Origin of the sequence: Pseudomonas sp. PMCC200344 (assembly GCF_030053095.1) — a bacterium.
Lineage (GTDB): Bacteria > Pseudomonadota > Gammaproteobacteria > Pseudomonadales > Pseudomonadaceae > Aquipseudomonas > Aquipseudomonas svalbardensis.
Map to the genome: position 1 here is coordinate 5572845 of NZ_CP125618.1, position 24994 is coordinate 5597838.

At 59.0% G+C, this 24994-nt stretch carries 27 protein-coding genes and 4 pseudogenes; 15 read left to right on the forward strand and 16 right to left on the reverse strand.

Annotation, left to right across the window (positions count from 1 at the left end):
* Nucleotides 1-49: 49 nt before the first annotated feature.
* Nucleotides 50-463 carry a large-conductance mechanosensitive channel protein MscL gene (gene mscL, locus QFW87_RS25505; protein ID WP_283181753.1) on the forward strand — a complete coding sequence of 138 codons (414 nt, stop codon included), beginning with the start codon at nucleotides 50-52 and terminating at the stop codon, nucleotides 461-463.
* A 45-nt stretch (nucleotides 464-508) separates the two neighbouring features.
* Here mscL and QFW87_RS25510 read toward each other — a convergent pair whose 3' ends face one another.
* Nucleotides 509-1285 (reverse strand): ferredoxin--NADP reductase, encoded by a 777-nt coding sequence (locus QFW87_RS25510; protein ID WP_283189166.1) that lies wholly within the window; start codon nucleotides 1283-1285, stop codon nucleotides 509-511.
* A 343-nt stretch (nucleotides 1286-1628) separates the two neighbouring features.
* On the opposite strand from QFW87_RS25510, the gene QFW87_RS25515 reads away from it, so the two are divergent.
* Both QFW87_RS25515 and QFW87_RS25520 read left to right on the forward strand, forming a co-directional pair.
* The gene (locus QFW87_RS25515; protein WP_283189167.1) at nucleotides 1629-2360 is read left to right on the forward strand and encodes a LuxR family transcriptional regulator; all 732 of its coding nucleotides are present in this window, start codon (nucleotides 1629-1631) and stop codon (nucleotides 2358-2360) included.
* Nucleotides 2361-2536: 176 nt separating this feature from the next.
* Nucleotides 2537-3661, forward strand: a complete 1125-nt coding sequence (locus QFW87_RS25520) for a methyltransferase (RefSeq protein WP_283181756.1) — start codon at nucleotides 2537-2539, stop codon at nucleotides 3659-3661.
* An 82-nt stretch (nucleotides 3662-3743) separates the two neighbouring features.
* On the opposite strand, the gene QFW87_RS25525 is transcribed toward QFW87_RS25520, so the two are convergent.
* Genes QFW87_RS25525 through QFW87_RS25535 form a run of 3 tightly spaced genes read right to left on the reverse strand, consistent with a single transcriptional unit; the run spans nucleotide 3744 to nucleotide 6422 of the window.
* Nucleotides 3744-3914 (reverse strand): DUF2474 domain-containing protein, encoded by a 171-nt coding sequence (locus QFW87_RS25525; protein ID WP_283181757.1) that lies wholly within the window; start codon nucleotides 3912-3914, stop codon nucleotides 3744-3746.
* Nucleotides 3915-3971: 57 nt separating this feature from the next.
* Entirely contained in the window at nucleotides 3972-4979 is a 1008-nt protein-coding gene (gene cydB, locus QFW87_RS25530; protein WP_283181758.1) for a cytochrome d ubiquinol oxidase subunit II, read from the reverse strand.
* Between the two features lie 3 nt (nucleotides 4980-4982).
* Nucleotides 4983-6422, reverse strand: a complete 1440-nt coding sequence (locus QFW87_RS25535; protein WP_283189168.1) for a cytochrome ubiquinol oxidase subunit I — start codon at nucleotides 6420-6422, stop codon at nucleotides 4983-4985.
* Nucleotides 6423-6750: 328 nt separating this feature from the next.
* Between QFW87_RS25535 and QFW87_RS25540 the strand changes: the two are divergent.
* The 3 genes and pseudogenes from QFW87_RS25540 to QFW87_RS25550 form a co-directional block, all read left to right on the forward strand.
* A pseudogene (locus tag QFW87_RS25540) lies at nucleotides 6751-6983 on the forward strand (MFS transporter); the annotation flags it as partial.
* An 84-nt stretch (nucleotides 6984-7067) separates the two neighbouring features.
* Nucleotides 7068-7184: pseudogene (locus QFW87_RS25545) on the forward strand (type II toxin-antitoxin system RelE/ParE family toxin); the annotation flags it as partial.
* Nucleotides 7185-7230: 46 nt separating this feature from the next.
* The gene (locus tag QFW87_RS25550) at nucleotides 7231-7518 is read left to right on the forward strand and encodes a HigA family addiction module antitoxin (RefSeq protein WP_283181760.1); all 288 of its coding nucleotides are present in this window, start codon (nucleotides 7231-7233) and stop codon (nucleotides 7516-7518) included.
* Nucleotides 7519-7524: 6 nt separating this feature from the next.
* Here the strand turns inward: QFW87_RS25550 and QFW87_RS25555 are convergent, their stop codons facing one another.
* Both QFW87_RS25555 and QFW87_RS25560 read right to left on the reverse strand, forming a co-directional pair.
* Complete coding sequence (locus QFW87_RS25555; RefSeq protein WP_129441039.1) at nucleotides 7525-8076, reverse strand: DJ-1 family glyoxalase III; 552 nt, start codon at nucleotides 8074-8076, stop codon at nucleotides 7525-7527.
* Between the two features lie 66 nt (nucleotides 8077-8142).
* The gene (locus QFW87_RS25560; protein ID WP_283190954.1) at nucleotides 8143-8598 is read right to left on the reverse strand and encodes a DUF4879 domain-containing protein; all 456 of its coding nucleotides are present in this window, start codon (nucleotides 8596-8598) and stop codon (nucleotides 8143-8145) included.
* A 214-nt stretch (nucleotides 8599-8812) separates the two neighbouring features.
* On the opposite strand from QFW87_RS25560, the gene QFW87_RS25565 reads away from it, so the two are divergent.
* A complete protein-coding gene (locus QFW87_RS25565; RefSeq protein WP_076029665.1) occupies nucleotides 8813-10108 on the forward strand; it encodes an NCS2 family permease in 1296 nt (431 codons plus the stop codon).
* Nucleotides 10105-11184, forward strand: a complete 1080-nt coding sequence (trmA, locus tag QFW87_RS25570) for a tRNA (uridine(54)-C5)-methyltransferase TrmA (RefSeq protein WP_283181761.1) — start codon at nucleotides 10105-10107, stop codon at nucleotides 11182-11184. The genes QFW87_RS25565 and trmA overlap by 4 nt, the downstream gene beginning before the upstream one ends.
* 54 nt (nucleotides 11185-11238) lie before the next feature.
* On the opposite strand, the gene QFW87_RS25575 is transcribed toward trmA, so the two are convergent.
* The 3 genes from QFW87_RS25575 to QFW87_RS25585 all read right to left on the reverse strand — a co-directional run bounded on the left by QFW87_RS25575 (nucleotide 11239) and on the right by QFW87_RS25585 (nucleotide 12530).
* Nucleotides 11239-11685, reverse strand: a complete 447-nt coding sequence (locus tag QFW87_RS25575) for a DUF2442 domain-containing protein (protein WP_056744646.1) — start codon at nucleotides 11683-11685, stop codon at nucleotides 11239-11241.
* Nucleotides 11682-12110 carry a DUF4160 domain-containing protein gene (locus tag QFW87_RS25580; protein WP_283181762.1) on the reverse strand — a complete coding sequence of 143 codons (429 nt, stop codon included), beginning with the start codon at nucleotides 12108-12110 and terminating at the stop codon, nucleotides 11682-11684. The genes QFW87_RS25575 and QFW87_RS25580 overlap by 4 nt, the downstream gene beginning before the upstream one ends.
* 213 nt (nucleotides 12111-12323) lie before the next feature.
* Nucleotides 12324-12530: a 4-oxalocrotonate tautomerase family protein gene (locus tag QFW87_RS25585; protein ID WP_283181763.1), complete on the reverse strand. Its 207-nt coding sequence runs from the start codon at nucleotides 12528-12530 to the stop codon at nucleotides 12324-12326.
* Between the two features lie 132 nt (nucleotides 12531-12662).
* On the opposite strand from QFW87_RS25585, the gene QFW87_RS25590 reads away from it, so the two are divergent.
* Entirely contained in the window at nucleotides 12663-13574 is a 912-nt protein-coding gene (locus tag QFW87_RS25590; protein WP_283181764.1) for a LysR family transcriptional regulator, read from the forward strand.
* A 68-nt stretch (nucleotides 13575-13642) separates the two neighbouring features.
* Here QFW87_RS25590 and QFW87_RS25595 read toward each other — a convergent pair whose 3' ends face one another.
* Together QFW87_RS25595 and QFW87_RS25600 are read right to left on the reverse strand one after the other, a co-directional pair.
* A complete protein-coding gene (locus tag QFW87_RS25595) occupies nucleotides 13643-14320 on the reverse strand; it encodes a TetR family transcriptional regulator (protein WP_283181765.1) in 678 nt (225 codons plus the stop codon).
* Nucleotides 14321-14422: 102 nt separating this feature from the next.
* Nucleotides 14423-14935: pseudogene (locus QFW87_RS25600) on the reverse strand (VOC family protein); the annotation flags it as partial.
* 20 nt (nucleotides 14936-14955) lie between these two features.
* Between QFW87_RS25600 and QFW87_RS25605 the strand changes: the two are divergent.
* The 3 genes and pseudogenes from QFW87_RS25605 to QFW87_RS25615 form a co-directional block, all read left to right on the forward strand.
* Nucleotides 14956-15081: pseudogene (locus tag QFW87_RS25605) on the forward strand (aldo/keto reductase); the annotation flags it as partial.
* Nucleotides 15082-15297: 216 nt separating this feature from the next.
* On the forward strand, nucleotides 15298-16185 hold the full coding sequence (locus QFW87_RS25610; RefSeq protein ID WP_283189169.1) for a neutral zinc metallopeptidase: 888 nt from the start codon (nucleotides 15298-15300) through the stop codon (nucleotides 16183-16185).
* Nucleotides 16186-17145 carry an alpha/beta fold hydrolase gene (locus QFW87_RS25615; RefSeq protein ID WP_283189170.1) on the forward strand — a complete coding sequence of 320 codons (960 nt, stop codon included), beginning with the start codon at nucleotides 16186-16188 and terminating at the stop codon, nucleotides 17143-17145. It abuts the gene before it with no gap.
* Between the two features lie 97 nt (nucleotides 17146-17242).
* Here QFW87_RS25615 and QFW87_RS25620 read toward each other — a convergent pair whose 3' ends face one another.
* The 3 genes from QFW87_RS25620 to QFW87_RS25630 all read right to left on the reverse strand — a co-directional run bounded on the left by QFW87_RS25620 (nucleotide 17243) and on the right by QFW87_RS25630 (nucleotide 19375).
* Nucleotides 17243-17836 (reverse strand): HAD family hydrolase, encoded by a 594-nt coding sequence (locus QFW87_RS25620; protein WP_283181768.1) that lies wholly within the window; start codon nucleotides 17834-17836, stop codon nucleotides 17243-17245.
* Complete coding sequence (gene tesB, locus QFW87_RS25625; protein ID WP_129441008.1) at nucleotides 17833-18702, reverse strand: acyl-CoA thioesterase II; 870 nt, start codon at nucleotides 18700-18702, stop codon at nucleotides 17833-17835. Before tesB ends, QFW87_RS25620 begins: the two co-directional genes overlap by 4 nt.
* A gap of 103 nt (nucleotides 18703-18805) precedes the next feature.
* On the reverse strand, nucleotides 18806-19375 hold the full coding sequence (locus QFW87_RS25630) for a GNAT family N-acetyltransferase (RefSeq protein WP_283190955.1): 570 nt from the start codon (nucleotides 19373-19375) through the stop codon (nucleotides 18806-18808).
* An 84-nt stretch (nucleotides 19376-19459) separates the two neighbouring features.
* Between QFW87_RS25630 and QFW87_RS25635 the strand changes: the two genes are divergently transcribed.
* Entirely contained in the window at nucleotides 19460-20380 is a 921-nt protein-coding gene (locus tag QFW87_RS25635) for a histone deacetylase (RefSeq protein ID WP_033054220.1), read from the forward strand.
* A 187-nt stretch (nucleotides 20381-20567) separates the two neighbouring features.
* Entirely contained in the window at nucleotides 20568-21809 is a 1242-nt protein-coding gene (locus tag QFW87_RS25640; RefSeq protein WP_283189171.1) for a TIGR03862 family flavoprotein, read from the forward strand.
* A 224-nt stretch (nucleotides 21810-22033) separates the two neighbouring features.
* On the opposite strand, the gene QFW87_RS25645 is transcribed toward QFW87_RS25640, so the two are convergent.
* Both QFW87_RS25645 and yedA read right to left on the reverse strand, forming a co-directional pair.
* On the reverse strand, nucleotides 22034-23368 hold the full coding sequence (locus QFW87_RS25645) for a DEAD/DEAH box helicase (protein WP_283189172.1): 1335 nt from the start codon (nucleotides 23366-23368) through the stop codon (nucleotides 22034-22036).
* A 65-nt stretch (nucleotides 23369-23433) separates the two neighbouring features.
* Complete coding sequence (yedA, locus tag QFW87_RS25650; RefSeq protein ID WP_283189173.1) at nucleotides 23434-24360, reverse strand: drug/metabolite exporter YedA; 927 nt, start codon at nucleotides 24358-24360, stop codon at nucleotides 23434-23436.
* Nucleotides 24361-24523: 163 nt separating this feature from the next.
* Here yedA and QFW87_RS25655 point away from each other — a divergent pair, with 163 nt between their 5' ends.
* A complete protein-coding gene (locus tag QFW87_RS25655; protein WP_283189174.1) occupies nucleotides 24524-24976 on the forward strand; it encodes an Lrp/AsnC family transcriptional regulator in 453 nt (150 codons plus the stop codon).
* The last annotated feature ends 18 nt before the right edge of the window (nucleotides 24977-24994 follow it).

Genomic DNA, 24994 nt, shown 5'->3' on the forward strand with positions numbered 1-24994 from the left:
CTGATTTACACTGCGCTCACCAACCTCATCTGTAACAAGGAAATAACCTATGGGCGTGATAACTGAGTTCAAGGCCTTCGCGGTCAAAGGTAACGTGGTCGACATGGCCGTCGGTATCATCATTGGCGCCGCCTTCGGCAAGATCGTTTCATCGTTTGTCGGCGACGTGGTGATGCCACCCATTGGCCTGCTTATCGGGGGGGTGGACTTCAGTGACCTGGCCGTCACGCTCAAAGCAGGCAACGGCGATATCCCGGCGGTAATGCTGGCGTACGGTAAATTCATCCAAAGCCTGATTGACTTCATCATCGTCGCCTTCGCGATCTTCATGGGCGTCAAAGCCATCAACCGCCTGAAACGCGAAGAGGCCGTTGCGCCAACGCTGCCGCCGGTTCCGACCAAGGAAGAAGAGTTGCTGGAAGAGATCCGCGATCTGCTCAAGGCTCAGAACAATCGGCCCTGAACGCGTTAGTCAAACAAGAAACGGCGCCCTTGAGGCGCCGTTTTTCTACCAGTAGTTTTCCACCGCCACTTGCCCGGGTCGGCGACTGAGGCTCAAGTGCATGTGGCGCTGTTTGAGCAATTTGCGCGTGTCATCGATCATCTGCGGATTGCCGCAGAGCATGACCCTTGAGTGCTCGGCCGTCAGCGCCAGGCCTGCCGCCCGCTCCAGCTCGCCATTTTCGATCAACGCAGTGATCCGGCCGCTCAGAGCGCCATGATACTGCTCGCGCGTGACCGTGGTGATGAACTGCAGCTTGTGCGCAAACTCCGCTAAATAGTCGCGCTGGACCAACCCGCTGATAAGGTCCTGATAAGCCAGTTCCCGGGCTTCGCGCACACTGTAGACCAGGATGATTCGTTCGAATTTCTCCCAGACTTCGAAGTCCTGCAGGATCGAAAGAAACGGCGCCAGGCCGGTGCCTGTGGATAACAGCCAGAGATCACGGCCGTCGACAAAGCGATCCAGCGTCAGGTAACCAAAGGCCTGACGCTCGACCAGCAGCGTATCGCCGACTCCGAGCCGACTCAGCTCGCTGGTGAACTCCCCCCCTGGCACCACAATGGAAAAGAATTCGAGGAACTCGTCATAGGGCGACGACACCATGGAATAGGCCCGCCATACGGTGCTGCCGTCAGCCTTGGTAACGCCCAGCCGGGCGAATTGCCCTGCACGAAAACGAAAACCCGGATCCCGGGTAGTCCGCAGGGTGAACAGACTGGGGGTCAGCGACTGGACGTCGAGCAAGGTCTGGCGAGTGAATTTTTCTGCACTGGCGGTCATGGGGTGCTCCATTCAACAGATAGCCACAGTGTCCCGCAAAGCGGAGGGCTTAAACACCGGTGATTTGTAGTGGCTTTAGCCAGGGCCTCATTCGTATTAACTTCATAGTACGACTTAATATTAACCACCCGGTTAACACACAAGTCCAAGCCTGATTGTAATAAGCCAGACATTTCGTTATCTAGGCCAGTACGCCCTAACGTTAGAACCAGATACTTGCTTAAAAATCGCAAACAAAGCCAAAAATTCTCACGCGCACATAGGAAACATCCTACACTCGGCTCGTGTCAGATCTTGGATCCAAAAAGGCACCCCCAAATAACATCACACTTGGAGAGGCACAATGGAGAGGTGGAAGGAATCACAACTCAACCAATTATCGCGAACAACGGAGATTGATATTGCCTACCGGATTTCACTGGGTTTCGCGAAAAATATAGGCTTTAAATTTTTCGCCTTTTCAACAACATACCAAGTAAAAACTGACGACTTTAATACAGTCCAGCTCAACAACTACCCTACGGACTGGAACATTGAATATGAACAAAAAAATTTTAGCGCAATAGACCCGGTAGTGGCTCACTGCAATCACTCCAGGCTGCCTGTCCTTTGGAGCGAAGGACTTTTTTCCAAGACCCCGCGCTTGTGGGATGCGCTTGAGAAACAAGGATTGCAGCACGGCTGGTCACAATCGGTCCATGACGAGGACAGTGGTGTTTGCAGCATTCTGAGCCTGGCCAGAAGCCATTGCCCGATCACTGCGTTTGAGCTGTATGAAAATCTCGGTTTTTCAGTATTCATCGGGCGCCACCTGCATGCGTTGATCGCACAGACACTGCCCAGGAAATCGACCAAGCCACCCGTGCCGCATTTGTCCCCCCGCGAGATCGATGTACTGAAACTGGCGGCTGATGGCAAAACTGCGTATGAGAGTGCCAGAATCCTCAATCTCAGCGCACGCACGGTCAATTTTCATGTGCAAAGCGCGATTCTGAAACTGGGGGTCAATAACAAGATTTCGGCAGTCATCGCCGCCACCAAGGACGGTTTTCTAAGTAGCAGCGCGATGCGTTGACCCAAAAAATCCTGCAAGTAATCCAAAAGAAAAAAACGTACCATTTGCGGTCCTTCTTGAGTGTTGACGTGCGAACCTTCACGACGCAGTACACTCGGACGGTCTCGCCCGCTACAACGCCCTTGGGCCGCGGGACACCTGTTGATGACCCCGTTGATTACCCAGAGCCCCGCCTCATGCCCTTGCTCGAAACACCCTTCGCCCGACTCGACCTGATCCGCCAGCCCGAACAGCAGAACGAACCGCTGCAGGCATTTGATGCCGCAGACGAATACCTGCTCACCCATCTGGCTGACCAACAGCCCTCGGCCGACACTCGGGTTTTGGTGCTCAACGACAGCTTTGGCGCATTGGCTGCCAGCCTGGCGGGAAAGGTTCAAGTGACCAGCAGCGGTGACTCGTTCCTGGCCTTTCAGGGACTGGAAAAAAATCTGATCCGTAACGGCCAGGCATTTGATGCGGTGCCAAGCGTACCTGCCAGTGAAGCCTTTTCAGGCCCCTTTGACCGGGTACTGATCCGGGTCCCGAAAACCCTGGCCTTGCTGGAAGAACAACTGATTCGTTTGCAGGGTCAACTGGCGCCAGGGGCTCAGGTGATTGCTGCGGCGATGATCAAGCATTTACCCCGAGCCGCGGGCGATCTGCTGGAACGCTACATCGGCCCGGTGCAAGCCTCGTTGGCGGTGAAGAAGGCTCGGCTATTGATCGCGACCGCTGAAGTCAAAGCGCCCGTTGTGTCCCCCTACCCAACTCGCTATCGACTCGACGCCCCTGAGATCGAACTGCTGAATCACGCCAATGTGTTCTGCCGTGAAGGGCTGGATATCGGCACGCGAGCGTTTTTGCCGCACCTGCCAAAGAACCTTGGCTCAGCGCGGGTTGCCGACCTGGGATGTGGCAACGGGGTTTTGGCCATCGCCAGCGCCCTGCAAAACCCCGAGGCCCACTTCACGCTCGTGGACGAATCGTTTATGGCCGTGCAATCGGCAGCCGAGAACTGGCGCGCGGCGCTCGGTGACCGGGAAGTGGTTGTACGTGCCGGTGATGGATTGGCGGGTCAGGAACCTCAGTCTCTGGACGTGGTGTTGTGCAACCCACCGTTTCACCAACAACAAGTCGTCGGCGACTTCCTGGCCTGGCGCATGTTCCAGCAGGCCCGAGAGGCTCTGGTGGTGGGTGGCGCGTTGTACATCGTCGGCAATCGTCATCTGGGGTATCACAGCAAGCTCGCGCGGTTGTTCCGCGGCGTCGAGCAAGTGGCGGCCACACCCAAGTTCGTGATCCTTAAAGCCCGAAAATAGTCCCAGGCAAAAAAACCCTCCAGCAAATGGAGGGTTGTAAATCCCTGCCGCAAGGCAACGGGATGGGATCTGGTGCAAAAAATCAGTGGGTCGTCAGGCCCGCGGCATTCATGAACATGCGCATCAGGCTGGCCACGATGAACAGCGCCACCACGCTGCCAGTCCAGATCATCGCCAACCAGCCGAGTCGCTGCCAGAGCGGCTTTTTCTCTGCTGCTTCGATTTCCTGCAAGGAATGTTTACCCGTCTTCATCGCAATCTCCTCTGAAGAAATGACGCGGGTCTCAGCCCTGCGCCAATGTCGCGTGCTCTAGTGATAGCCATCTTCGTGGGTGACCTTGCCGCGGAACACGTAGTAGCTCCAGAAGGTGTAACCCAGGATGAACGGGATGATGAACAGCGTGCCCACCAGCATGAAGCCCTGGCTTTGCGGCGGTGCGGCGGCGTCCCAGATCGAGATCGACGGCGGCACGATGTTCGGCCACAGGCTGATGCCCAAACCGCTATAGCCGAGGAAGATCAGCACCAGGGTCAGCAGGAATGGCGTGTAGTTCGCATTGCGAGCCACCGCGCGGATCAGACCGTACATGGTCACCAGCACCAGAATCGGCACCGGCAGGAACCAGAACAGGTTCGGCAGGGTGAACCAGCGAGCGGCAATCTCGGCGTGGGCCAGCGGGGTCCAGATGCTGACGATACCGATCACCGCCAGTACTACGAAAGCCAGTGGCCGAGCCAGGTCATGCATCTGCTCCTGCAACTTGCCTTCTGTCTTCATGATCAGCCAGGTGCAACCGAGCAACGCATAAGCCACCACCAGCGCCAGGCCGCAGAACAGGGTGAACGGCGTCAACCAGTCCAGTGAGCCACCGGCAAATTGGCGATTGACCACCGGCAATCCATCAATGAACGCACCCAACGCCACGCCCTGGAAAAAGGTGGCGGCGACCGAGCCACCGATGAACGCCTTGTCCCAGAGATGGCGCTTGTCGTCCCTGGCCTTGAAGCGGAACTCGAAGGCCACGCCGCGGAAGATCAGCCCGATCAGCATAAAAATCAGCGGCAGGTACAACGCCGAGAGCACCACCGAATAGGCCAGTGGGAAGGCCCCGAACAACGCTGCGCCGCCCAGTACCAGCCAGGTTTCGTTACCGTCCCAGACAGGCGCGACGGTGTTCATCATGACGTCACGATCGGTCTTGCCCGGAATGAACGGGAAGAGAATCCCGATCCCCAAATCGAAACCGTCCATGACCACGTACATCATGATGCCGAAGATGATGATCACGGCCCAGATCAGCGGAAGATCAATACCCATGAGTCAAATCTCCTTGGTCAGGCTGGGGCTGTGGTCGCTGTCACCGTTGTCATCGGCGGCGGACAGCGGGCGGGCCGGCGTGCGTTTCTGGCCAGGACCACCCTCGTTGGTTTCCTTGCCTTCGTCGATCTTCGGCCCTTTGCGCACCAGGCGCATCATGTAGCCCAGACCGGCACCGAACAGCGCGAAATAGACCACGACGAACATGATCAACGTGATGCTCATTTGCATGAAGCTGTGATTGGAGGACGCGTCTGCCGTGCGCATCAGGCCGTAGATCACCCACGGCTGACGGCCGATTTCAGTGGTGAACCAACCGGCCAGGATTGCGATCAGGCCGGATGGCCCCATCCACAACGCCAGGTACAGGAATGGCCGCGAGGTATAGAGCTTGTCGCGTTTACGCAGCCACAGGCTCCACAAACCGGTGAAGATCATCAGGAAGCCGAGCCCGACCATGATCCGGAACGACCAGAACACGATGGTCGAATTCGGTCGGTCTTCAGGCGGGAATTCCTTGAGCGCCGGGACCTGTTTGTCCAGCGAGTGCGTGAGGATCAGGCTGCCCAGATACGGGATCTCTACCGCGAGTTTGGTCCGTTCTTCTTTCATGTCCGGCCAGCCGAACAGGATCAGCGGGGTCGGCTCATCGCCATGGTTTTCCCAGTGACCTTCGATCGCGGCGATTTTCGCCGGCTGATGCTTGAGCGTGTTGAGGCCGTGGAAGTCACCGATGACCGCTTGAATCGGCGCCACGATCAAGGCCATCCACATGGCCATCGAGAGCATGGTGCGGATCGCCGGGTTGTCCTTGCCGCGCAGCAAGTGCCAGGCCGCCGAGGAACCGACGAAGAAAGCAGTCGCGACAAACGCCGCCGTCGACATGTGTAACAGACGGTAAGGGAACGACGGGTTGAAAATCACCGCCAGCCAATCCACCGGAATCACCTGGCCATTGACGATTTCATAGCCCTGCGGTGTTTGCATCCAGCTGTTGGAAGCGAGAATCCAGAAGGTCGATATCAGTGTGCCGATGGCGACCATGACCGTGGCGAAGAAGTGCAGATTGCGCCCGACCTTGTTCCAGCCGAACAGCATGACACCGAGGAAACCGGCTTCGAGGAAGAAAGCGGTGAGTACTTCGTACGTCAGCAGTGGCCCGGTCACCGAGCCGGCGAAGTCCGAGAAGCGGCTCCAGTTGGTGCCGAACTGATAGGCCATGACCAGCCCGGAGACCACGCCCATGCCGAAGTTGACGGCAAAGATCTTCGACCAGAAGTGGTACAGGTCGCGGTACGTGTCGTTATGGGTTTTCAGCCACAGACCTTCGAGCACCGCCAGGTAACTCGCCAGGCCAATGGTGATGGCGGGAAATAGAATGTGAAACGAAATGGTGAACGCGAACTGAATCCGGGCGAGATCAAGTGCCTCCAAACCGAACATAAGTCTTCCTCTGTCAGGTAATACCGGCTGAAGGCTTGTGGCCTACACCCACTGCCCCCACGGATATGGAGTGTGGCGAATTTGAATTCGTTCTTTTTTTACAAACATCACAACGTAGGGAGTCTGGCCATCTGGCCGCCGGATCATTTCCAAGAGCGGTCTTGATCTGGATCAAGCAACGTTAAAAGAGTAGTCCCATTTTTGACGATGGACGGTGTGGTCTTTTGCCGCGTGACAGGTTGCCTCACCGATGCGAGCCAGGCATATCGGTGTCTAGCTAACGAAATTCCCAAGCCCTGCAACTTTTGGTTACAGCTGGGTAATAATCTCCCCGGATGAAATGCGCGGACGGGTCAGTGCCGTGAACGGTTTGTTCATAGGCGCTTCGAACCAGTTGGGCGAGTTTGAATCAGGCTTGACCGCCCACTGGTTCGGCACCGTGCCAGCGGTGGTCATGGGCGGTATTGGCACTTTGGTGGTGACGGGGTGTGGATCAAGCTGTTCCCGACCCTGGCTAACCGCGACCGCTTGCATGTGTCGGTGGAAGAAGTGAAGGCCTGAAGCAGTTGCCGATCACACTTTTGCCGAGCAGGTGCAATACATAGATAGTGCATCAGGTGTAATGTATCGCCTTACACTTTTCCCATGATCAAATCCTTTCAGCACAAAGGCCTTCGTGGCTTCTATGAAACAGGTTCGACTCGTGGGATCCGCGCAGACCATGCGAAGCGTCTGTCTCGAATGCTTCAGTTCATGGACCGCGGCGAACTGGTCGACTATCTGGACTACCACTGACAGGAGGCAGGACATGCCCATGCACAACCCGCCACACCCTGGCGAAACCCTTTTGATGGATGTATTGCCTGAACTTGGTATCAGCGTCACAGAGCTGGCCCGGCACCTGCGATTTGCGCGCCCGCATCTATCGCGAGTGCTGCATGGCCACGCGCCGATCAGTCCTGATTTGGCGGTACGCCTGGAGCGGGCTGGAATTGGCAAGGCCAGAATGTGGCTAGGTGTTCAGACTGACTACGATCTCTGGCAAGCAGAGCAGCGAGAGCAACCGGTCATCGAACCCATTGCCGTCCACGCCTGACACTCTCTAGACCACCAACTCCCCCGCCACCGCCGCTCGCCTGGCTTTGCCGCAGAGTTGTTCCACCAGCGTCAGGGCGAATTGCAACGCCGCCCCTGAACCTTGGGCAGTGATGCAGTTGCCATCGACCACCACCGGTTGATCGACGAAGTTGCACCCCAACAGTTGATGGCTGGCCGATGGCAGGCAGGTCATGCGCCGCTGACGCAGTACGCCAAAGGCTTGCAGCGCCAGCGCCGGGGCCTCGGCGATGCCGGCGAACAGGCGCCCGGCCGCCGCCTGATCCTTGATCAATTGTTGCAGGGGCTGATGCGCCGCCAGATGTTGCGCCCCTACGGCACCGCCGGGCAGGACGATCAGATCGAACGGCTGTGCCAGCACGTCTACCAGCATCGCATCGGACGTCACTCGGGTGCCGCGCGCGCAGGTGAGCATGCGCCGTCCCTCGATGCTGGCCACCACCACTTCAACCTTGGCACGGCGCAGCACATCGATCAGGGTCACTGATTGCAGGTCATCGATGCCCTCGGCGAGGGTAATCAGAGCTCTAAAGGTCATGGGCGCAGTCCACTGGATGATCTTTAAAGCGTAGTCAGCTTTCCTGCCCCTTGTTCGAGCCCGCCGTTACTTGATGTAAAGCTGCGTCGACAGCGTATTGCCTGGCGCGTTGATCGACGTGTTGCTGAAGGTAAACGTGCCTTCCTGTTTACCCGCCAGATCGAAGACATACAAATAGCCGACGGTTTTTTTCCCGACGGTGCACTCAGTCAGGTTGCCATTATCAAAAGCACAGACCGGGGTCCGGGTGCCGTTCACTTCAAAACCGTCCAGCGCGACATGCGCCGCACGTCCGTAGCCCACCTCCAGCACGTAGACCTTGATGTTCGGTCCGCTGTGATTGCAGCGGGTTTGCTCTTGCCCCTGCGCAATGTCTTCAAAGCCACAGCCCGGTGATTCGACCTTCAGTACCTTCAGCTGACTCAACGGCGCTGCCGATGCAGCCGAAGCGGTATGTGCCCCCAGGAACAAGGCGGTCGCCATTGCGAATACGGCAATCAGACGTTTTTTCATGCAATACATAAGTACCCCCAAAACCAGCGCGCAGTATGGCGCACTTGGCTTTACCGCAAAACATCGACGACGATCGCAGCCATAAGCAGCCATAGCCCCACGCTGCTGGTATGATGCGCGGCTTTTTCCGACCCACAGAAAACTACCAGGCGCCAGCAGCGGTCTGTGCTTTGCTGTTGAGGTCGATACATTCACGGCGCCTGGCGCGCCACGGGGAGCAGACATGCTGGAAAGGCTGTTTCAACTCAAGGCACACAACACCAACGTGCGGACCGAGATTCTGGCGGGCGTCACGACCTTTTTGGCCATGGCCTACATTCTGTTCGTCAACCCGAGCATCCTCGGCGAGACCGGCATGGACAAGGGCGCGGTGTTCGTCGCCACGTGTCTGGCAGCCGCCATCGGCTCCACGGTGATGGGCCTGATCGCCAACTACCCGATCGCTCTCGCGCCGGGCATGGGCTTGAATGCCTTCTTTACCTACACCGTGGTCCTGCACATGGGCCACACCTGGCAAGTGGCGCTGGGAGCGGTGTTCATTTCGGCGGTGCTGTTCTTCCTGCTGTCGATCTTCCGCATCCGCGAATGGATCATCAACAGCATCCCGTTGCCGCTGCGTTCGGCGATTGCCGCCGGTATCGGCCTGTTCCTGGCCCTGATCGCCCTGCATAACGCGGGCATCGTGGTGAGCAACCCGGCCACCATGGTCGGTCTCGGCGATTTGAAACAACCGGCCCCGATCCTCGCGACCCTTGGCTTTGCCCTGATCGTGGCGCTTGAAGCACTGAAAGTGCGCGGCGCGGTACTGATCGGCATTCTGGCAGTGACCATCGCTTCAATCGTGATGGGGTTCACCCCGTTCGGCGGCGTGATGTCGATGCCACCGTCGTTGGCCCCGACCTTCCTGCAACTGGACATCAAGGGCGCCCTGGACATTGGTCTGGTCAGCGTGATCTTCGCCTTCCTGTTCGTCGATCTGTTCGACAACTCCGGCACCCTGATCGGCGTCGCCAAGCGCGCGGGCCTGATGGGCAAGGACGGCCACATGCCGAAAATGGGGCGCGCCCTGATCGCCGACAGTACCGCGGCCATGGCCGGTTCGCTGCTGGGCACTTCGACCACCACCAGCTACATCGAATCCGCAGCTGGCGTCAGTGCCGGTGGCCGCACCGGCCTGACCGCCGTTGTCGTGGCGATTCTGTTCCTGTTGGCGCTGTTTTTCTCGCCATTGGCGGCCAGTGTTCCAGCCTTCGCTACCGCACCCGCACTGCTGTTCGTCGCGGTATTGATGACATCCGGCCTGGCCGAAATAGACTGGGACGACATCACCGTCGCCGCACCGGTCGTGGTCACTGCTCTGGCCATGCCGTTCACTTATTCCATCGCCAACGGCATCGCCTTCGGTTTCATCTCCTGGACCGCAATCAAGTTGCTGTCCGGTCGCGGCCGTGAGCTGAACTCGGCACTGGTGATTCTGTCGATTCTGTTCGTGATCAAGTTGGGTTGGTTCAACGCATGACTTTTGATTCCAAGACTTACGCCGTTCAGCTCGAAGAGAAGGTCACGCGCCTGCGTGACCTGTTGGCCCCGTTCGGTGCGCCAGAACCTGCGGTATTCGACTCGCCGCTGAAAAACTTCCGCCTGCGCGCCGAATTCCGCCTGTGGCGCGAAGCCGGTGAGCGTCACTACGCGATGTTTTCCCAGGAAGACAAACGCACGCCGATCCTGATCGAAGAATTCCCGATCGCCAGCCTGCGCATCAACGAGTTGATGCCGCAGCTGAAGGCGGCGTGGCAAGCCAGCGCGGCCCTGAGCCACAAGCTGTTCCAGGTGGAGTTCCTGACCACCCTGGCCGGCGATGCGATGATCACGCTGTGCTATCACCGCCCGCTGGACGAGCACTGGCACGCGGCGGCGTCGAAACTGGCAGCCGACCTGAACGTCAGCATCATCGGCCGCTCCAAGGGCAAACGCGAAGTGATCGGCCTCGATTACGTGGTCGAGCAGATGGGCGTCGGCGGTCGCACCTTCAGCTATCGCCAGCCGGAAGGCGCGTTCACACAGCCCAACGGCACCGTGAATCAGAAGATGCTCAACTGGGCTTACGACTCACTCGGCGATCGCTCCGACGATTTGCTGGAGCTGTATTGCGGCAACGGCAACTTCACTTTGCCGCTCGCGACGCGCGTGCGCAAAGTGCTGGCCACCGAAATCAGCAAGGCGTCGGTCAACGCCGCGCTGAGCAATCTCAGCGAAAACGCTGTGGATAACGTCACCCTGGTGCGCTTGTCCGCCGAGGAGCTGACCGAAGCCCTGAACGAAGTTCGTCCGTTCCGTCGTCTGCACGGAATCGATCTGAAGAGCTACGAGTTCGGTAGCGTCTTCGTCGATCCGCCTCGCGCCGGCATGGACCCGGACACCTGCGAGCTGACCCGTCGCTTCGACAACATCCTCTACATCTCCTGCAACCCGGAAACCCTGGCGGCCAACATCGCCCAGTTGCACGACACCCACCGCATCACCCGATGCGCAATGTTCGATCAGTTCCCGTGGACCCACCACATGGAATCCGGGGTGTTGTTGACCCGTCGTTGATTGCCGTTGGCAGAAACAAATCAGCCGTCATCACGACGGCTTTTTTGTGCGTGCTTAAAGGGTGATATCTGTCTTGCGCGGACGCCCGCCCTTACGGCCATTGGCCCGCGCAGCCTCTGCTTTGGCGGCGCTGCTTTGGCGACCATTACGCGAGGCGATGACCGACGCGGCCATATCCATCAGCGGCTTGCTGGCCGAAACCATCCCGGCGATGGAGACCTGCAGATCCTTGCCCTCATGGCAAAGGGCTGTCCCGGAAAAGCCGACTTTCAGGTCTGCGAAATCCTCGACGTCGAAATCATCGAACTCCGGATAGTGCTGCACGGGCAACAGCACGCCACTGCCATCAATGAAATTGACCGCCAGGCACGGTTCCACAAAGGTCACCGAAGTCGCCCGCAGACCGCCTTTGTGGCGCACTTGGCCACGCTGGATGGCTTCATCCAGCACGGCTTCGGTTACGGGCCGATCCACCAACATTTTTGCTGTTATCGTTTTCATAGTTCGATCTCCACGCCCTCCGGAACGCCCATCAGCGCCAGTAGGGTCTTGTTCGTCTCGGGCTCATAGCAAGCCGAGCCAATCATGCAGGTCGTACTGGCGACCCTTTTTACCACTACGACTTCGCTGGTTTGCCAGTCCCATATCTGATGATCGAGGCAGACCGTGTGCAGCTTGTCCCACCAGATACACCGAGCGCGGCGCAAATGAGCGGATTGTCCGAGTGCGTGACGCAACCCTTCCAGCACCGCCACAGGTGGCCTGCGAGAATGAGGAACCACGTCCCACAGCTCGACACTGTTGTGCCAGAAGCTGAATTTAAAGCGCGCACTCCAGGTTCCGGCATCCACATGTGCATGCGGCGGGCAGTGCTCATCGCGCAACATGATCACCATTGAAAACCCTTTGTAGCTGAATAATCTCATGCTAACCCATCCGTTAGGTTAATGAGCCCGAAGACCCGACATTCCCTGGAAAATCCGATAACTGGCGCTGTGTTGAATCATCACTGCGACTTTTGAGACTAGCGCCAAGGCTCGGCTCGGGCCGGTAGATAACACCGCAAAATGGTAAGCAATCCTTTCCTCGCGCCTAAAAAAAAGCCGTCCCGAGGACGGCTGTCTTGGCTTGTCAGGAAATCAGTCCGACTGGTTTTTTCGATATTCGGTGGTGGTGATGCCCGCATACCCCCAGTTATCCGTGTCGACTTCCTCGATCACAATGTGGGTCAGCTCCGGAGGCTTACCAAGGACGCGCTTCAAGGTGTCGGTGATTTCAGCGATGACCTGGGCTTTCTGCTCCCGGGTCACACCATCGCGGGTAATACGTACGCTGACGAAAGGCATGCTGGTTCTCCTGCTTGGTGGTTAAGAAAGGCTTAGTGCTTGCCGCTGCTCATCACGAACTCACTGTATCTGTGTGCAGGCATCTGATAAATACGACTCACACACTTCATTTGATCCCCGGTGTAATCAATCATGCAGCGACAATTCGACGATCTTCAGCTGGGCAGCATCGAACTGTTTTGTCTGGCGGCCGAGGCTGGCAGCTTTACCGCCGCCGCGCTGGTGGCTGGCGTGACGCCCGCAGCCGTGAGCCGCTCGGTGTCGCGCATGGAGGAACGGCTGGGCGTGCGGTTATTCGCCCGCACCACCCGCAGCGTCAAACTGACCGACAGTGGTCGGCGGTATTACGAGGAATGTCGTCAGGCGCTGGCGCAACTGGTCGAGGCCCAGCGCGAGGTCATGGGTCAGCAGCAACAGCCTTCCGGCACCTTGCGCATCAGCATTCCCACCACCTATGCCCATCACCGGATTCTGCCGTTGTTGCCGGCTTTTCGGGCACGCTTTCCAGCGGTGAAGGTCGAGTCGCACATCAGCAATCGCAATATCGACTTCGTCGGTGAAGGCTATGACATGGCGATCCGCGTGCGGGCGATTCCGGATTCCGGCCTGATCGCCCGACAGTTGGAAGACGCCGCGCTGGTGATGATTGCCAGTCCTGACTACCTCAAGCACGCGGGCATTCCACAAACGCTGGATGATCTTAAACAGCACGAGTGCATCCAGTACGAATTGCCCAGCAGCGGTCGGCGAATTGCCTGGCTGTTCAACGACAATGGCGTGCACCGGGAGATTCTGGCCGAGGGCAATCTCAGTTGTTCCGACGACGTACTGGGCGGCGTGACCCTGGCCAAACACGGGGCGGGACTGTTTCAGACCTATCGCTTCATCGTCGAAAACGAACTGGCCGATGGCTCGCTGGTGGAAGTGCTCACGCCTTATGGCGGACGCTCGCGACCGTTCACCCTGCTCTACCCGCAAAGCCGCCATATGCCGCTGCGATTGAGGGCGTTTATCGATTTTCTGGTGGAGCATCTGCCCCGCTGAAAAGCCGCAACCGTCCGATCACCGCACACAATAACCCTGGGTTGCCGAACACGATCTTTTAAAATGAATCAGGCCTGCAGATACCGCAAAACCGACTCGCAAATCATCTCTCGATGACGCTGCTTGATGCTTTCGTCCGGCAAGTCGACCTGAAATATCTCACCGAAGGTATGGCGGTTCGACACGCGATAGAAGCAGAACGAGCTGATCAACAGATGCACATCCAGCGGTTCAAGCCCTGCACGAAACACACCGTCCTCAGCACCGCGACGCAAAATCTCGCCCAGTGAATCGAGGATGGTGTTGTTCATCGCCTTGATCGCATCGGAGCGCTTCACGTATTCAGCGTTGTGAATGTTCTCGATGCTGACGATACGCACAAAGTCCACGTTGCGATCATGGTGGTCGAAAGTGAATTCCACCAGCCGCCGAATCGCTTCCACCGGCGCCAGTTCGGCCAGGTGCAGACGGTTTTCGGTGCTGCGGATATCGCCGTAGAGTTTCTCCAGCACCTCGACGTAGAGCTGTTCCTTACTGCCGAAGTAGTAATAGATCATGCGCTTGGAGGTGTGGATACGCTCGGCGATCGCATCGACGCGAGCGCCGGAAAGCCCTTGCTGGACGAACTCGACAATCGCCTCTTGAAGGATATTCTCGCGGGTCTTTTCCGGGTTGTTCTTGCGACTCTTGCGCGGCTCGACAATCGGCTCGTCGGGCGCGGCGGAGAGTTCTGAAGATATCGTCATTGCGGGCTCACGGCCATCACTGCACAGGCTGGCGATTATGGGCCGCACCGCACAGTGAAGGAAGCCGCGCGGCAGCGGTTTGTACCCGTGCTTACGATTTTCCTACAACTTTGCCTGACGTACGGCGCCACGGGATTTGGCCATGGCCGCCAGCCGCACCGCGACCCGGCTCACTTCGGCAAAGATGTCGTCGCAATCGAAGGCGATGTGATGCACGCCAGAGCCGCGATAACTCGACAGTGCATGTGAGATTGCGGTGTTGCGGTTCTCGGAAATATTCAGCGGCAAGCGGATCGAACTGTCCCGGCTGCGCAGCGCCCGACTCTTTACCAGACCGTACGGGTCAGGCAGCACCACTTCATCGTCGGCCTCAAAATCCAATAGGCTTTTATAGAACAGCACCCAACTGTCGAGGCTGTCGGCCGGCAGCGCCATGGCCATGTGGTCGATGCGCTTGAGGCCGCCACTGGCCACGGCGGCGGATTGTAGATTGAAGTCGGTGCCGTAGACATCGGCATCCTGGTCCACCAGATAAATCAGGCTGCCATTCGGCGCGCGCACCGCGGCGAGTTCCAGTTCAGTCGGGCCAACCAGCCCGCGATACGACTGGCCTTGTCAGCCATCCAGGTCGAGAGGCCGACCTGGCGGCACTCGACGCAAATCTGGATGACGAAGACCGAACGCTGATCGCCGGTTTGTCCAAGCGCGAACGTCAGGTCAATCCAGACTTTGCGCCGGTGTGGGATGCGTTCGACCGGTGATTCCCTCGAAGCAGGCGGTCGCCTGCTCGATATAAACCCGTCGCCTGAAGGAATTAGATGGGTTGTCCGTGTTCAATACGAGTCTGGAAGACTCCCGGTCACCCACCACAGGTTGCCGGGAAGGCTGCTGTGCGCAACAAAAGATGGACGACCGGACTGGCGCCGCTCCCACTCAGCAGCAACACTCATCCCCACGGACAATCAGAGGATTCCCACATGCTATGGAAAAAAGGCCGACGCAGCGACAACGTGGTCGATGCCCGTGGTGGTGGTGTCGGCGGTGGCGGGATGCGCTTCGGTGGCGGCAAGGGTCTGGGCCTGGCGGCGATTATATTGATCGTCGGGATCGGCTGGATGACCGGCCAGGACCCGCTGCAAATCCTCGGGCAACTGACAGGTCAGATGACCGAGCAATCGGCACCGACCACCTCAGAAACTCGCAAGGCGCCGCCGGCCACTGATGAAGGAGCCGAGTTCGTGCGCTCGATCCTCGGCGATACCGAAGACACCTGGGGTCAGATTTTCCAGCAGGCCGGTCGTCAATATAAGGAGCCGACCCTGGTGCTGTTCAGCAACCGCGTCAACTCGGCCTGTGGCCTGGCGACATCGGCGACCGGTCCGTTCTATTGCCCGGCGGACCAGAAGGTCTACCTGGACATGAGTTTCTTCCAGGAAATGTCCCAACGTTTTTCCGCCGCAGGCGACTTCGCTCAGGCCTACGTGATCGCTCACGAAATCGGACACCATGTGCAGACCTTGCTCGGTGTGTCGGCGAAAATTCAGACCGCCCGCCAACAGGGCCGGCAGATGGAGGGCGACAGTGGTTTGCTGGTACGACAGGAACTGCAGGCCGATTGCCTCGCCGGAGTCTGGGCCAACAATGCGCAGAAACGGCTGAACTGGCTGGAACCCGGTGACATCGAAGAAGCCTTGAACGCCGCCAATGCCATCGGCGATGACCGCTTGCAACAGCAAGGTCAGGGGCGCGTGGTCCCGGACTCATTTACTCATGGTACGTCGGCGCAAAGGGTGCGCTGGTTCAAAACCGGATTCGCGCAAGGCCAGGTCGGCCAGTGCGATACCTTTGCAGCGAAAAACCTATAAATGAATAAGTGGCTGTTAGCTCTACTGATCACCTGCGCAAGCGCCCAGGCTGCCGAGCATGCGGTCAAGGAAGTCAGCCCCGGACGCCTGCTGCTGACTGCAGGTGAAATCGCGGTGGGCATCGGCCCGGCGCCAAAAAAAATCGAACGCGTGCTGATCATCATCCATGGTCGATTGCGCAATGCCGACACCTATCGCAAGAGCGCCATGCACGCGGCCGAACAGGCCGGGCAAAGCGCGAGCACCTTGGTGCTCGCCCCGCAATTTCTCAATGAAACCGACATCGCGACCCATCCCGTGGCTGACAGCGTATTGCGCTGGCAGGGCAATGACTGGATGGCGGGCGGTTTATCCACCGCTCCGTTTTCCCTGAGTTCCTACGCGGCGCTCGACGAAATCATCGCCCGAATCGGCGATCGAAAACAGTTTCCGGACGTGAAGCAGATTGTCATTGCCGGTCACTCCGGCGGCGCTCAGGTGGTGCAGCGATACGCGTTGCTGGGCCACGATCAGCCAGCGCTCAAGGCGGCCGACATACAGGTGCGTTACGTCATTGCCAACCCGTCGTCTTATGCGTACTTCGATGAACGACGGCCAGTGGCGTTCAGCCACGCCGGTTGCCCGAATTTCAATCGCTGGAAATATGGACTGGCGGATTTACCCGCCTATGCCGAAGGGCAAACCGCCAAGCAGTTGAAGGAAAACTACGTCAAACGCGATGTCGTTTACCTACTCGGGCAGCAGGACAGCGACCCGAAGCAGCCGGCGCTGGATAAAAGCTGTGAGGCCCAAGCCCAGGGAGCCAATCGATTGGCTCGCGGGCGCAATTATTTTGCTTCTCTGAAGCGGCTGCATCCTCAAGGATTGAGTCAGCAGCTGATTGAAGTGCCTGGGGTCGGGCATGATGGGGATGGGATGTTTAACTCGCCGCAGGGGCAGAAGGCGTTGTTCGGTCAGTGAGTTGTTGAGGCGCCTGATCTGACGCCATCGCGAGCAGGCTCGCTCCCACTTATGACCGCATTCCAATGTGGGAGCGAGCCTGCTCGCGAAGGGTCCCTCAAGCCGACAACATTTCCCGCAACGCCACGCAATCGGCGGCATGCCAATCCGCCAACTCAGGCCAGGGATTATCCGGCAGGTTCACCAACACCGTCCGCGCCCCTGCCGCCCGACCGCAATCCAGATCAAAGCGGTAGTCACCGACCATCACCATCTCACTGGCCGGTACATGCCAGGCCTGGGCCAACTTCAGCAAACCACCGGGATGCGGTTTTGGCGGTGCTTCATCACGACCCAGCACATCCTCCACCGCGAAGCAGTCGGCCAGGCCGATCGCTTCCAGCGTGACGTGCGCCAGTTCGCGAGCATTGCGCGTGAGAATGCCCAGGCGATAACCGCGCCCGGCCAGCTCACGCACCAGTTCTACCGCGCCCGGTGCTGCTTTCGACCCCAGCGCCAGGTCCCGTTCGTGTTCCAGCAACCAAGCATGTTTGGCGGCGGCTTCATCGGCCGGCAGCGCGGCGAGGTGGGTCAGGATGTCGTCTTCGGCAGGAATCGCCAACGCCACGCGGATCGCCGCGAAGTCATGCACGGCCACCGTCAGGGTGCCGTCCATGTCGAACACCCAGTGCCGCACCTCGGCCAGGCTCATGCCCAATCCTTACGGTGGCGAATCAGGCCTTCCTGAGTGACCGACGCCACCAGTTGCCCGGCACGATTGAACACGCTGCCACGGGAGAAACCGCGCGAGTTGCCCGCCCAAGGACTGTCCATCGCATACAGCAACCAATCATCGGCACGTAGATCCTGATGGAACCACAGCGCGTGATCGAGGCTGGCGACCTGCATGTCTTTCTGCCAGACCGATTTGCCATGGGGCTGCATCGACGTGGTCAGCAGGCCGAAATCCGAGGCGTAGGCCAGCAGGTATTTATGCAGCGCCGGGGAGTCGGCCAAGGCACCGTCGGCGCGAAACCAGACGTACTTGATCGGATCGGACGGCTGCGGGTTGTAGGGATCTTTCTCGGTGATCGGGCGGAACTCGATCGGTTTCGGGCACAGCAGCTTTTCACGCATGTGCTCGGGAATCAGGTGTGCACGTTGCTGAGCAAGCTCCAGCTCTGACGGCAGGTTTTCCGGGCCAACTACGGTTGGCATCTCGGACTGATGCTGGAAGCCTTCTTCGTCGTACTGGAACGAAGCACTGCAGGTGAAAATCGGGTTGCCCTTCTGGATCGCCGTCACTCGACGCGTGCTGAAACTGCCGCCGTCGCGCACCCGATCAACCTGATAAACCACAGGCAACGCGGAATCGCCGGGACGCAGGAAATAACCGTGCATCGAATGCACATGGCGCGCTTCTTCGACCGTCTGACTGGCCGCCGACAGGGACTGACCGATCACCTGACCGCCGAACAGCTGACGAAAACCCAGGTCCTGGCTGCGGCCACGGAACAGGTTTTCTTCAATCGGTTCCAGGGTCAGCAGGTCAACCAGATCATCCAACACTTGGCTCATTCAGACTCTCCTCACACAACGCATGCCGCGCAGTCTTGGCTGCGACGGTCGATTCAATTTCTGGCCAGGGCCCATGGGAGCCATTGTAAACGTCCGTGCCGGCTTATCCATGCAAGGTTTGCAGCCATTGTTCACGGGTGATGCGGTACAGCGCATGGTGACGCAGGGGATGATCGGCCGCGAGCATCGGGTGGTCGAAATCATCGGCTGAATCATTGTGCATGCCGATTGCCTGCATGACTTTCTGCGACGGCATGTTGGTTTCGGTGGTGAAGGACACGACTTCTTTTAGCGCCAACCGGTCAAACCCGCATCGCAGAGCGGTCCACGCCGCTTCACTGGCGTAGCCAAGGCCCCAGTGCTCGCGGGCCAGGCGCCAGCCGATTTCGGTGGCTGGGGTAAAACGCGCGTCGAAGCCGACCTCTGCGAGCCCGGTAAAACCGATAAATGCCCCGGTGTCCTTGCGTTCCAGCGCCCAGAGACCGAAGCCATGCTCGGCGAAATGGCCACGAATCCGTCCGATCAGCGAGGCACTTTCCAGACGACTCAAGGGCGTCGGAAAATATCGCATCACCTGTGGATCGGCGCACATCGCCGCAAACTCCGGCAAATCCTCATCGCTCCACTGCCGCAACAGCAGTCGTGCGCTCTCGAGTTCCAGTATCGGTTCCATCATCTCCCCCTTCCCATGCCGCAAGTCTACAACGCTGGTAGGATCCGTCCTTCATTCCTACAGGCTTTCTTAGATAAACCCGTCATGCCCCTGCCCCTGATCTACCACGAAGACTACAGTCCCGAGTTCCCGGCGGATCACCGCTTCCCCATGGACAAGTTTCGCCTGCTGCGCGATCACCTGGTGGACAGCGGACTGACCCGGGACGCTGACCTGCTGCGCCCCGACCTCTGCCCGCCAGAGATTCTCGCGCTCGCACATGACCCTGCGTATATCGAACGCTACATGGGCGGTGAGTTGTCCCGCGAAGACCAGCGGCGCCTCGGCCTGCCGTGGAGCGAAGCCCTGGCCCGGCGCACGGTTCGGGCAGTTGGCGGCTCTCTGCTGGCGGCCGAGCAGGCGCTGGAGCATGGTTTGGCCTGTCACTTGGCCGGCGGCACCCATCACGCGCATTACGACCATCCCGCCGGGTTTTGCATCTTCAATGACCTGGCCGTCATCAGCCATTTCCTGCTGGAAAGCGGTCGGGTGAATCGGGTGCTGATCTTCGATTGCGATGTGCATCAGGGCGACGGGACTGCACGGATCCTGCACAACACCCCGGAAGCGGTGACCGTTTCCCTGCATTGCGAGAAGAACTTTCCTGCACGCAAAGCCGAAAGTGACTGGGACATTCCACTGCCCAAGGGCATGGGCGATGCCGATTACCTGAAGGTGGTGGACGATGCGCTCAATTATTTGCTGCCGCTCTACCAACCTGACCTGGTGCTGTACGACGCCGGCGTCGATGTGCATAAAGATGACGCGCTCGGCTACCTGAAGCTGACAGATGAAGGCGTCGCCGCTCGCGATGAAAGCGTGATGCGTCACTGCCTGGGCCGGGATATCCCGGTGGTCGGGGTCATCGGCGGCGGCTACAGCAAGGACCGCAAGGCCTTGGCCCGCCGTCATGGAATCCTGCATCACAGTGCGCAACGGGTCTGGCAGTCATCAGGTTGTCATTGAGGTGTGAGTCTTTACCCACAATGCCTGTGGAACTGCCTGTGGATAACCTGAGTGAAAGCTCCTACAGGCCATGCTGCATATAGCCTGCAAAGGGGTGGTTGTTTTTTGATCAGTCACTTCAGCGACTCTCACAATGATTCGTGCTGGTAGAATGCGCGGCTTATTCCGCCACGCCGCAGCTCTCGCCATGACCCAGCCCTCACCCTCCTCCTCTTCTCACGTTGCCATCATCGGTGGTGGCCCCGCCGGTTTGATGGCGGCCGAAGTGCTGAGCCAGGCCGGGATCAAGGTTGATCTGTATGACGGCATGCCTTCAGTGGGACGAAAATTCCTGCTGGCCGGCGTGGGAGGCATGAACATCACCCATTCCGAAGCCTACCCGGCATTTCTCTCACGCTACGCCGAACGCGCACCGCAGATTGCGCCACTGCTGCGTGGCTTCGGTGCCGATGCGCTGTGCCAATGGATTCATGACCTGGGCATCGAAACCTTTGTCGGCAGTTCCGGGCGAGTCTTTCCTAAAGACATGAAAGCCGCCCCCCTGTTGCGTGCATGGCTCAAACGTCTGCGAGACAGCGGCGTCGTTATCCACACCCGCCACCGCTGGCTCGGCTGGGATGACCACGGTGGATTGCGCATCGACAGCCCCGAAGGCGAAAAAACCGTCAAACCTGACGCAACCTTACTGGCCCTCGGCGGCGGCAGCTGGTCGCGCCTCGGCTCGGACGGCGCCTGGATGCTGCCACTGGAACAACGCGGCGTAGGACTCGCGCCGCTGCAACCGAGTAATTGCGGCTTCGAGGTGCAGGCCTGGAGCGAGTTGATGGTCAGCAAATTCGCTGGCGCACCGCTGAAAAACATCGCCATCGGCCTCAATGACGACGTGCCGCGGCTCGGGGAATGTGTGATCACGGCGACCGGGATTGAAGGCAGTTTGATCTACGCCTTGTCGGCGCCGATCCGCGAAGCCATCAATCAGCACGGCTCGGCGACCATTCACCTTGACCTGTTGCCGGGCAGGCCTGTGGATAAAGTGCAGGCTGCGCTGAGCAAACCGCGGGGGTCTCGTTCCATGTCGAAACATCTGCACAGCCAGCTCGGGATCGATGGTGTGAAAGCGACGTTGCTGCGCGAACTCACTCCGGCCGAATGCTTCGCTGATCCGGCGCTGCTGGCCAAAGCGATCAAGGCGTTGCCACTGACGTTAGTGAAAACCCGTCCGCTGGATGAAGCCATCAGCAGCGCCGGTGGCGTGATGTTCGAATCGATGGATGAACGATTGATGCTCAAGCAACTGCCTGGCGTGTTCTGCGCGGGGGAAATGCTGGATTGGGAAGCGCCGACGGGGGGGTATTTGCTGACGGCGTGTTTTGCCAGTGGGAGAGCGGCGGGGTTGGGGATGGTGGAGTGGTTGAAACGTACGGCATGATTTGATTGCCATACGTTCTTCTACAGCCTTCAAGATCCACCCCTCACCCCAGCCCTCTCCCCACAGGGGAGAGGGGAAAGGGAGCAGATCTCCAAGCCTTTCAAATCCTGAGTTCGACTCAGATCTTTCAGGTCGATGCAGCTCTAAGAACAACTCGGTCAGTCCCCTCGCCCCTGTGGGGAGAGGGTTAGGGTGAGGGGCTGGATCTCAAGCCGATCACACCATCAAGGCTTGCGCTTACGCGGTCCGGTATTAAACACCGGCACCTTCCGCACAGGCTTGATCGAAGGTTCCGGCGCCGAAGCATCGCCACTCTCAACCCATTTACCCAAGTTGCGTTTACCGCCACCGGAGGTCTTCGGCTTCTTCGGTTTTTTCGGCTTTTTGACGACCTGACCGCTGGCATCGGTATCCGGCACCCGGTGCTCAGGTTCGAAGTCATGCTCCATCTGGCGAGGCAATGTCTGACGGGTCAACGTCTCGATGGCCGACAGCAGATTCACTTCATCAGCGCAGACCAGCGAAATCGCCTGCCCGGTTGCACCCGCGCGACCGGTACGACCGATCCGGTGGATGTAGTCCTCCGCCACGATTGGCAGGTCGAAGTTGACCACCAATGGCAAATCTTCGATATCCAGACCACGGGCCGCAACGTCGGTGGCCACAAGAATCTGCACTTCACTGGCCTTGAAACGGTCCAGCGCACGCTGACGGGTTGCCTGAGGTTTGTCGCCGTGGATGCCGTCGGCATTAATGCCCAGGCCCTGAAGTTTTTCCACCAATGCGTCCACGCCGTTGCGGGTCTTGGCGAACACCAGCACCTGCTTCCACTTGCCCTTGCGCAGCAAGTGGATGAACAGCTCCGGCTTGCGCTTCTTATCCACCGTCACCACCCATTGCTTGACGGTGTTGGCAGCAACGTTGCGCGGGCTGACTTCGATGCTCAGTGGATCGTTGAGCATTTGTCCGGCCAGCAAGCGGATCGCGTCGGAGAAAGTCGCGGAGAACAGCAGCGTCTGACGTTGCTTGGGCAGCACGCGGTAGATATTCCCCAGTTCCTCGGAGAAACCCAGATCAAGCATGCGATCGGCTTCGTCCAGAATCAGGGTTTGCAGCTGATTGAACTTGAGGGCCTTCTGGCGATACAGGTCGAGCAAACGACCCGGCGTCGCCACCAGCACGTCAACACCTTTGCGCAGCTTCATCATTTGCGGGTTGATGCTGACGCCGCCGTACACCGCGTAAGTGCTCAACGGCAGGTTCTCGGCGTACTGACGCACGGCTTCGTGAACCTGTTCGGCCAATTCGCGGGTCGGCACCAGGATCAGTGCGCGCACCGAGTTAGACGCCACTTTCGGCCCTTCCATGGCCAGCAATTGCAGGAGCGGCAGCGCGAAGCCGGCTGTCTTGCCCGTCCCGGTCTGGGCGGCGGCCATCAGGTCGCGACCGGCCAGCACCGCCGGAATTGCTTGCGCCTGAACCGGCGTCGGGGTCTGGTAGCCGAGCGTCTCGAGAGAGCGCAGCAAGGGTTCGATCAGGCCAAGGGAGGCGAAAGTCATGGGATTACCGTAGGAAAATTCAGCGCGGGTGTGCAAAACGAGTGTGCAATGGCGCGCAGTTTACCCTAATTCATGCTCGATTCTGTCTGCACCACCGCAGCAGGTCGTTCCGGAGCCCGGCGCCACTGCGGCAAACCGATCAACACCACGGCGCTGATGATCACCAACATGGCCAGCGCTTCTTCGATACCGATGGTCTCGCCCACAAACACGATCCCCAGCAACACCGCCACGGCCGGGTTGACGTAGGCATAACTGGTGGCCGCCGCCGGCCGCACGTTTTTCAACAGATACATATAAGCGTTGAAGGCGATGATCGAGCCGAAGAAGGTCAGATAGGCCAGGGCCGCCCAACCTTCGATCGGCGGCATGGCCTCCAGTTGCTCACCGCTCAGTGCACTGCCGATCAACAGGACCACGCCGCCCACCAGCATTTCCACAGCGCTGGCCATCGCGCCCTGAGGCAGCGGCAAGTGTTTGCTCCACACCGAACCGAATGCCCAGGAAGCTGCCGCGAATATCAGCAACGCGGCACCCAACGGGCTCGATTGCAGGTTGGAACCGAGGTTGAGCATGGCAATGCCGATCAGCCCTAGCACAATCCCGGCCCATTCGAGACGGGTATTACGCGCGCCCCAGAAATATCCGCAGAGCAAGGTAAACAGCGGCACCGTCGCCACCGCCAACGCAGCCACACCCGAGGCGACACCCATGTGTTCGGCCACGCTCACCCCGCCGTTACCGCACGCCAGCAGCAAAATCCCGATGATCCCGGCGGCTTTCCACTGCGCCCAGGTCGGTGCCGGCGCCCCGCGCCAACGCAGGAACGCGTACATCAACGTCCCGGCGATCACGAAGCGGATACCGGCGAGCAGCAACGGCGGCCAGTACTCCACGCCGATGCGAATCACCAGGTAAGTCGATCCCCAAATCACGTACAACGCGAAAAAGGCAGCGATCAACGGTAAGGGAAAACGACGTAAGCCAGGCATGGGGCAGCTCGTAGGCAAGACAAGTGAACAGCTATTCTAGAAAGGCCAGCGGCGTAAAATAAGTTACAAAACCTGTTTATACCGCGGGTACACTTTTCAAAACACGGAGATCACCGCTATAAACCGTGTTTTCGAAAGTCAGTCATTTTTCAGGAGTCCGACGATGGACAAATACGACCGCATGCTCCTCAGCGCCCTGTTGGAAAACGGTCGTGCGTCCTACGCCGACCTGGCGCGCAAGGTCAACCTGTCCGCCCCGGCCGTGGCCGAGCGCGTGGCCAAACTGGAAGCCTGCGGGGTGATCACGGGTTACCAGGCGAAAGTCGACATGGCCAAGCTTGGCTTGCCGATCCAGTGCGTGATCGAACTGCGGCTGAACCAGCACGGGAATCAGAAGGCCTACGACGACCTGATCAAAATCCCGCAACTGACCGAGTGCCACCGGGTGACGGGTGATCCGTGCGTGATCATGCAGGCTGCGGTGGGTTCAATGCCGGAGCTGGAAGAGTTGATCAACCGGATCGCCAAGTTCGGGTTCAGCAAGACGTCGATTGTGCTGTCGAGCGCCATCGAAAAGCGCGTGCCGTTGGGGCGCATCGAAGGCAATGGTAAGTAGTGAAGCGACTGACGTCTT

What these genes read in the sequence shown, in the direction of transcription:
- mscL (WP_283181753.1), top strand. Translation starts at nt 50, where the DNA reads ATGGGCGTGATAACTGAGTTCAAGGCCTTCGCGGTCAAAGGTAACGTG.
- QFW87_RS25510 (WP_283189166.1), bottom strand. Translation starts at nt 1,285, where the DNA reads ATGACCGCCAGTGCAGAAAAATTCACTCGCCAGACCTTGCTCGACGTC.
- QFW87_RS25515 (WP_283189167.1), top strand. Translation starts at nt 1,629, where the DNA reads ATGGAGAGGTGGAAGGAATCACAACTCAACCAATTATCGCGAACAACG.
- QFW87_RS25520 (WP_283181756.1), top strand. Translation starts at nt 2,537, where the DNA reads ATGCCCTTGCTCGAAACACCCTTCGCCCGACTCGACCTGATCCGCCAG.
- QFW87_RS25525 (WP_283181757.1), bottom strand. Translation starts at nt 3,914, where the DNA reads ATGAAGACGGGTAAACATTCCTTGCAGGAAATCGAAGCAGCAGAGAAA.
- cydB (WP_283181758.1), bottom strand. Translation starts at nt 4,979, where the DNA reads ATGGGTATTGATCTTCCGCTGATCTGGGCCGTGATCATCATCTTCGGC.
- QFW87_RS25535 (WP_283189168.1), bottom strand. Translation starts at nt 6,422, where the DNA reads ATGTTCGGTTTGGAGGCACTTGATCTCGCCCGGATTCAGTTCGCGTTC.
- QFW87_RS25550 (WP_283181760.1), top strand. Translation starts at nt 7,231, where the DNA reads ATGCCCATGCACAACCCGCCACACCCTGGCGAAACCCTTTTGATGGAT.
- QFW87_RS25555 (WP_129441039.1), bottom strand. Translation starts at nt 8,076, where the DNA reads ATGACCTTTAGAGCTCTGATTACCCTCGCCGAGGGCATCGATGACCTG.
- QFW87_RS25560 (WP_283190954.1), bottom strand. Translation starts at nt 8,598, where the DNA reads ATGTATTGCATGAAAAAACGTCTGATTGCCGTATTCGCAATGGCGACC.
- QFW87_RS25565 (WP_076029665.1), top strand. Translation starts at nt 8,813, where the DNA reads ATGCTGGAAAGGCTGTTTCAACTCAAGGCACACAACACCAACGTGCGG.
- trmA (WP_283181761.1), top strand. Translation starts at nt 10,105, where the DNA reads ATGACTTTTGATTCCAAGACTTACGCCGTTCAGCTCGAAGAGAAGGTC.
- QFW87_RS25575 (WP_056744646.1), bottom strand. Translation starts at nt 11,685, where the DNA reads ATGAAAACGATAACAGCAAAAATGTTGGTGGATCGGCCCGTAACCGAA.
- QFW87_RS25580 (WP_283181762.1), bottom strand. Translation starts at nt 12,110, where the DNA reads ATGAGATTATTCAGCTACAAAGGGTTTTCAATGGTGATCATGTTGCGC.
- QFW87_RS25585 (WP_283181763.1), bottom strand. Translation starts at nt 12,530, where the DNA reads ATGCCTTTCGTCAGCGTACGTATTACCCGCGATGGTGTGACCCGGGAG.
- QFW87_RS25590 (WP_283181764.1), top strand. Translation starts at nt 12,663, where the DNA reads ATGCAGCGACAATTCGACGATCTTCAGCTGGGCAGCATCGAACTGTTT.
- QFW87_RS25595 (WP_283181765.1), bottom strand. Translation starts at nt 14,320, where the DNA reads ATGACGATATCTTCAGAACTCTCCGCCGCGCCCGACGAGCCGATTGTC.
- QFW87_RS25610 (WP_283189169.1), top strand. Translation starts at nt 15,298, where the DNA reads ATGCTATGGAAAAAAGGCCGACGCAGCGACAACGTGGTCGATGCCCGT.
- QFW87_RS25615 (WP_283189170.1), top strand. Translation starts at nt 16,186, where the DNA reads ATGAATAAGTGGCTGTTAGCTCTACTGATCACCTGCGCAAGCGCCCAG.
- QFW87_RS25620 (WP_283181768.1), bottom strand. Translation starts at nt 17,836, where the DNA reads ATGAGCCTGGCCGAGGTGCGGCACTGGGTGTTCGACATGGACGGCACC.
- tesB (WP_129441008.1), bottom strand. Translation starts at nt 18,702, where the DNA reads ATGAGCCAAGTGTTGGATGATCTGGTTGACCTGCTGACCCTGGAACCG.
- QFW87_RS25630 (WP_283190955.1), bottom strand. Translation starts at nt 19,375, where the DNA reads ATGGAACCGATACTGGAACTCGAGAGCGCACGACTGCTGTTGCGGCAG.
- QFW87_RS25635 (WP_033054220.1), top strand. Translation starts at nt 19,460, where the DNA reads ATGCCCCTGCCCCTGATCTACCACGAAGACTACAGTCCCGAGTTCCCG.
- QFW87_RS25640 (WP_283189171.1), top strand. Translation starts at nt 20,568, where the DNA reads ATGACCCAGCCCTCACCCTCCTCCTCTTCTCACGTTGCCATCATCGGT.
- QFW87_RS25645 (WP_283189172.1), bottom strand. Translation starts at nt 23,368, where the DNA reads ATGACTTTCGCCTCCCTTGGCCTGATCGAACCCTTGCTGCGCTCTCTC.
- yedA (WP_283189173.1), bottom strand. Translation starts at nt 24,360, where the DNA reads ATGCCTGGCTTACGTCGTTTTCCCTTACCGTTGATCGCTGCCTTTTTC.
- QFW87_RS25655 (WP_283189174.1), top strand. Translation starts at nt 24,524, where the DNA reads ATGGACAAATACGACCGCATGCTCCTCAGCGCCCTGTTGGAAAACGGT.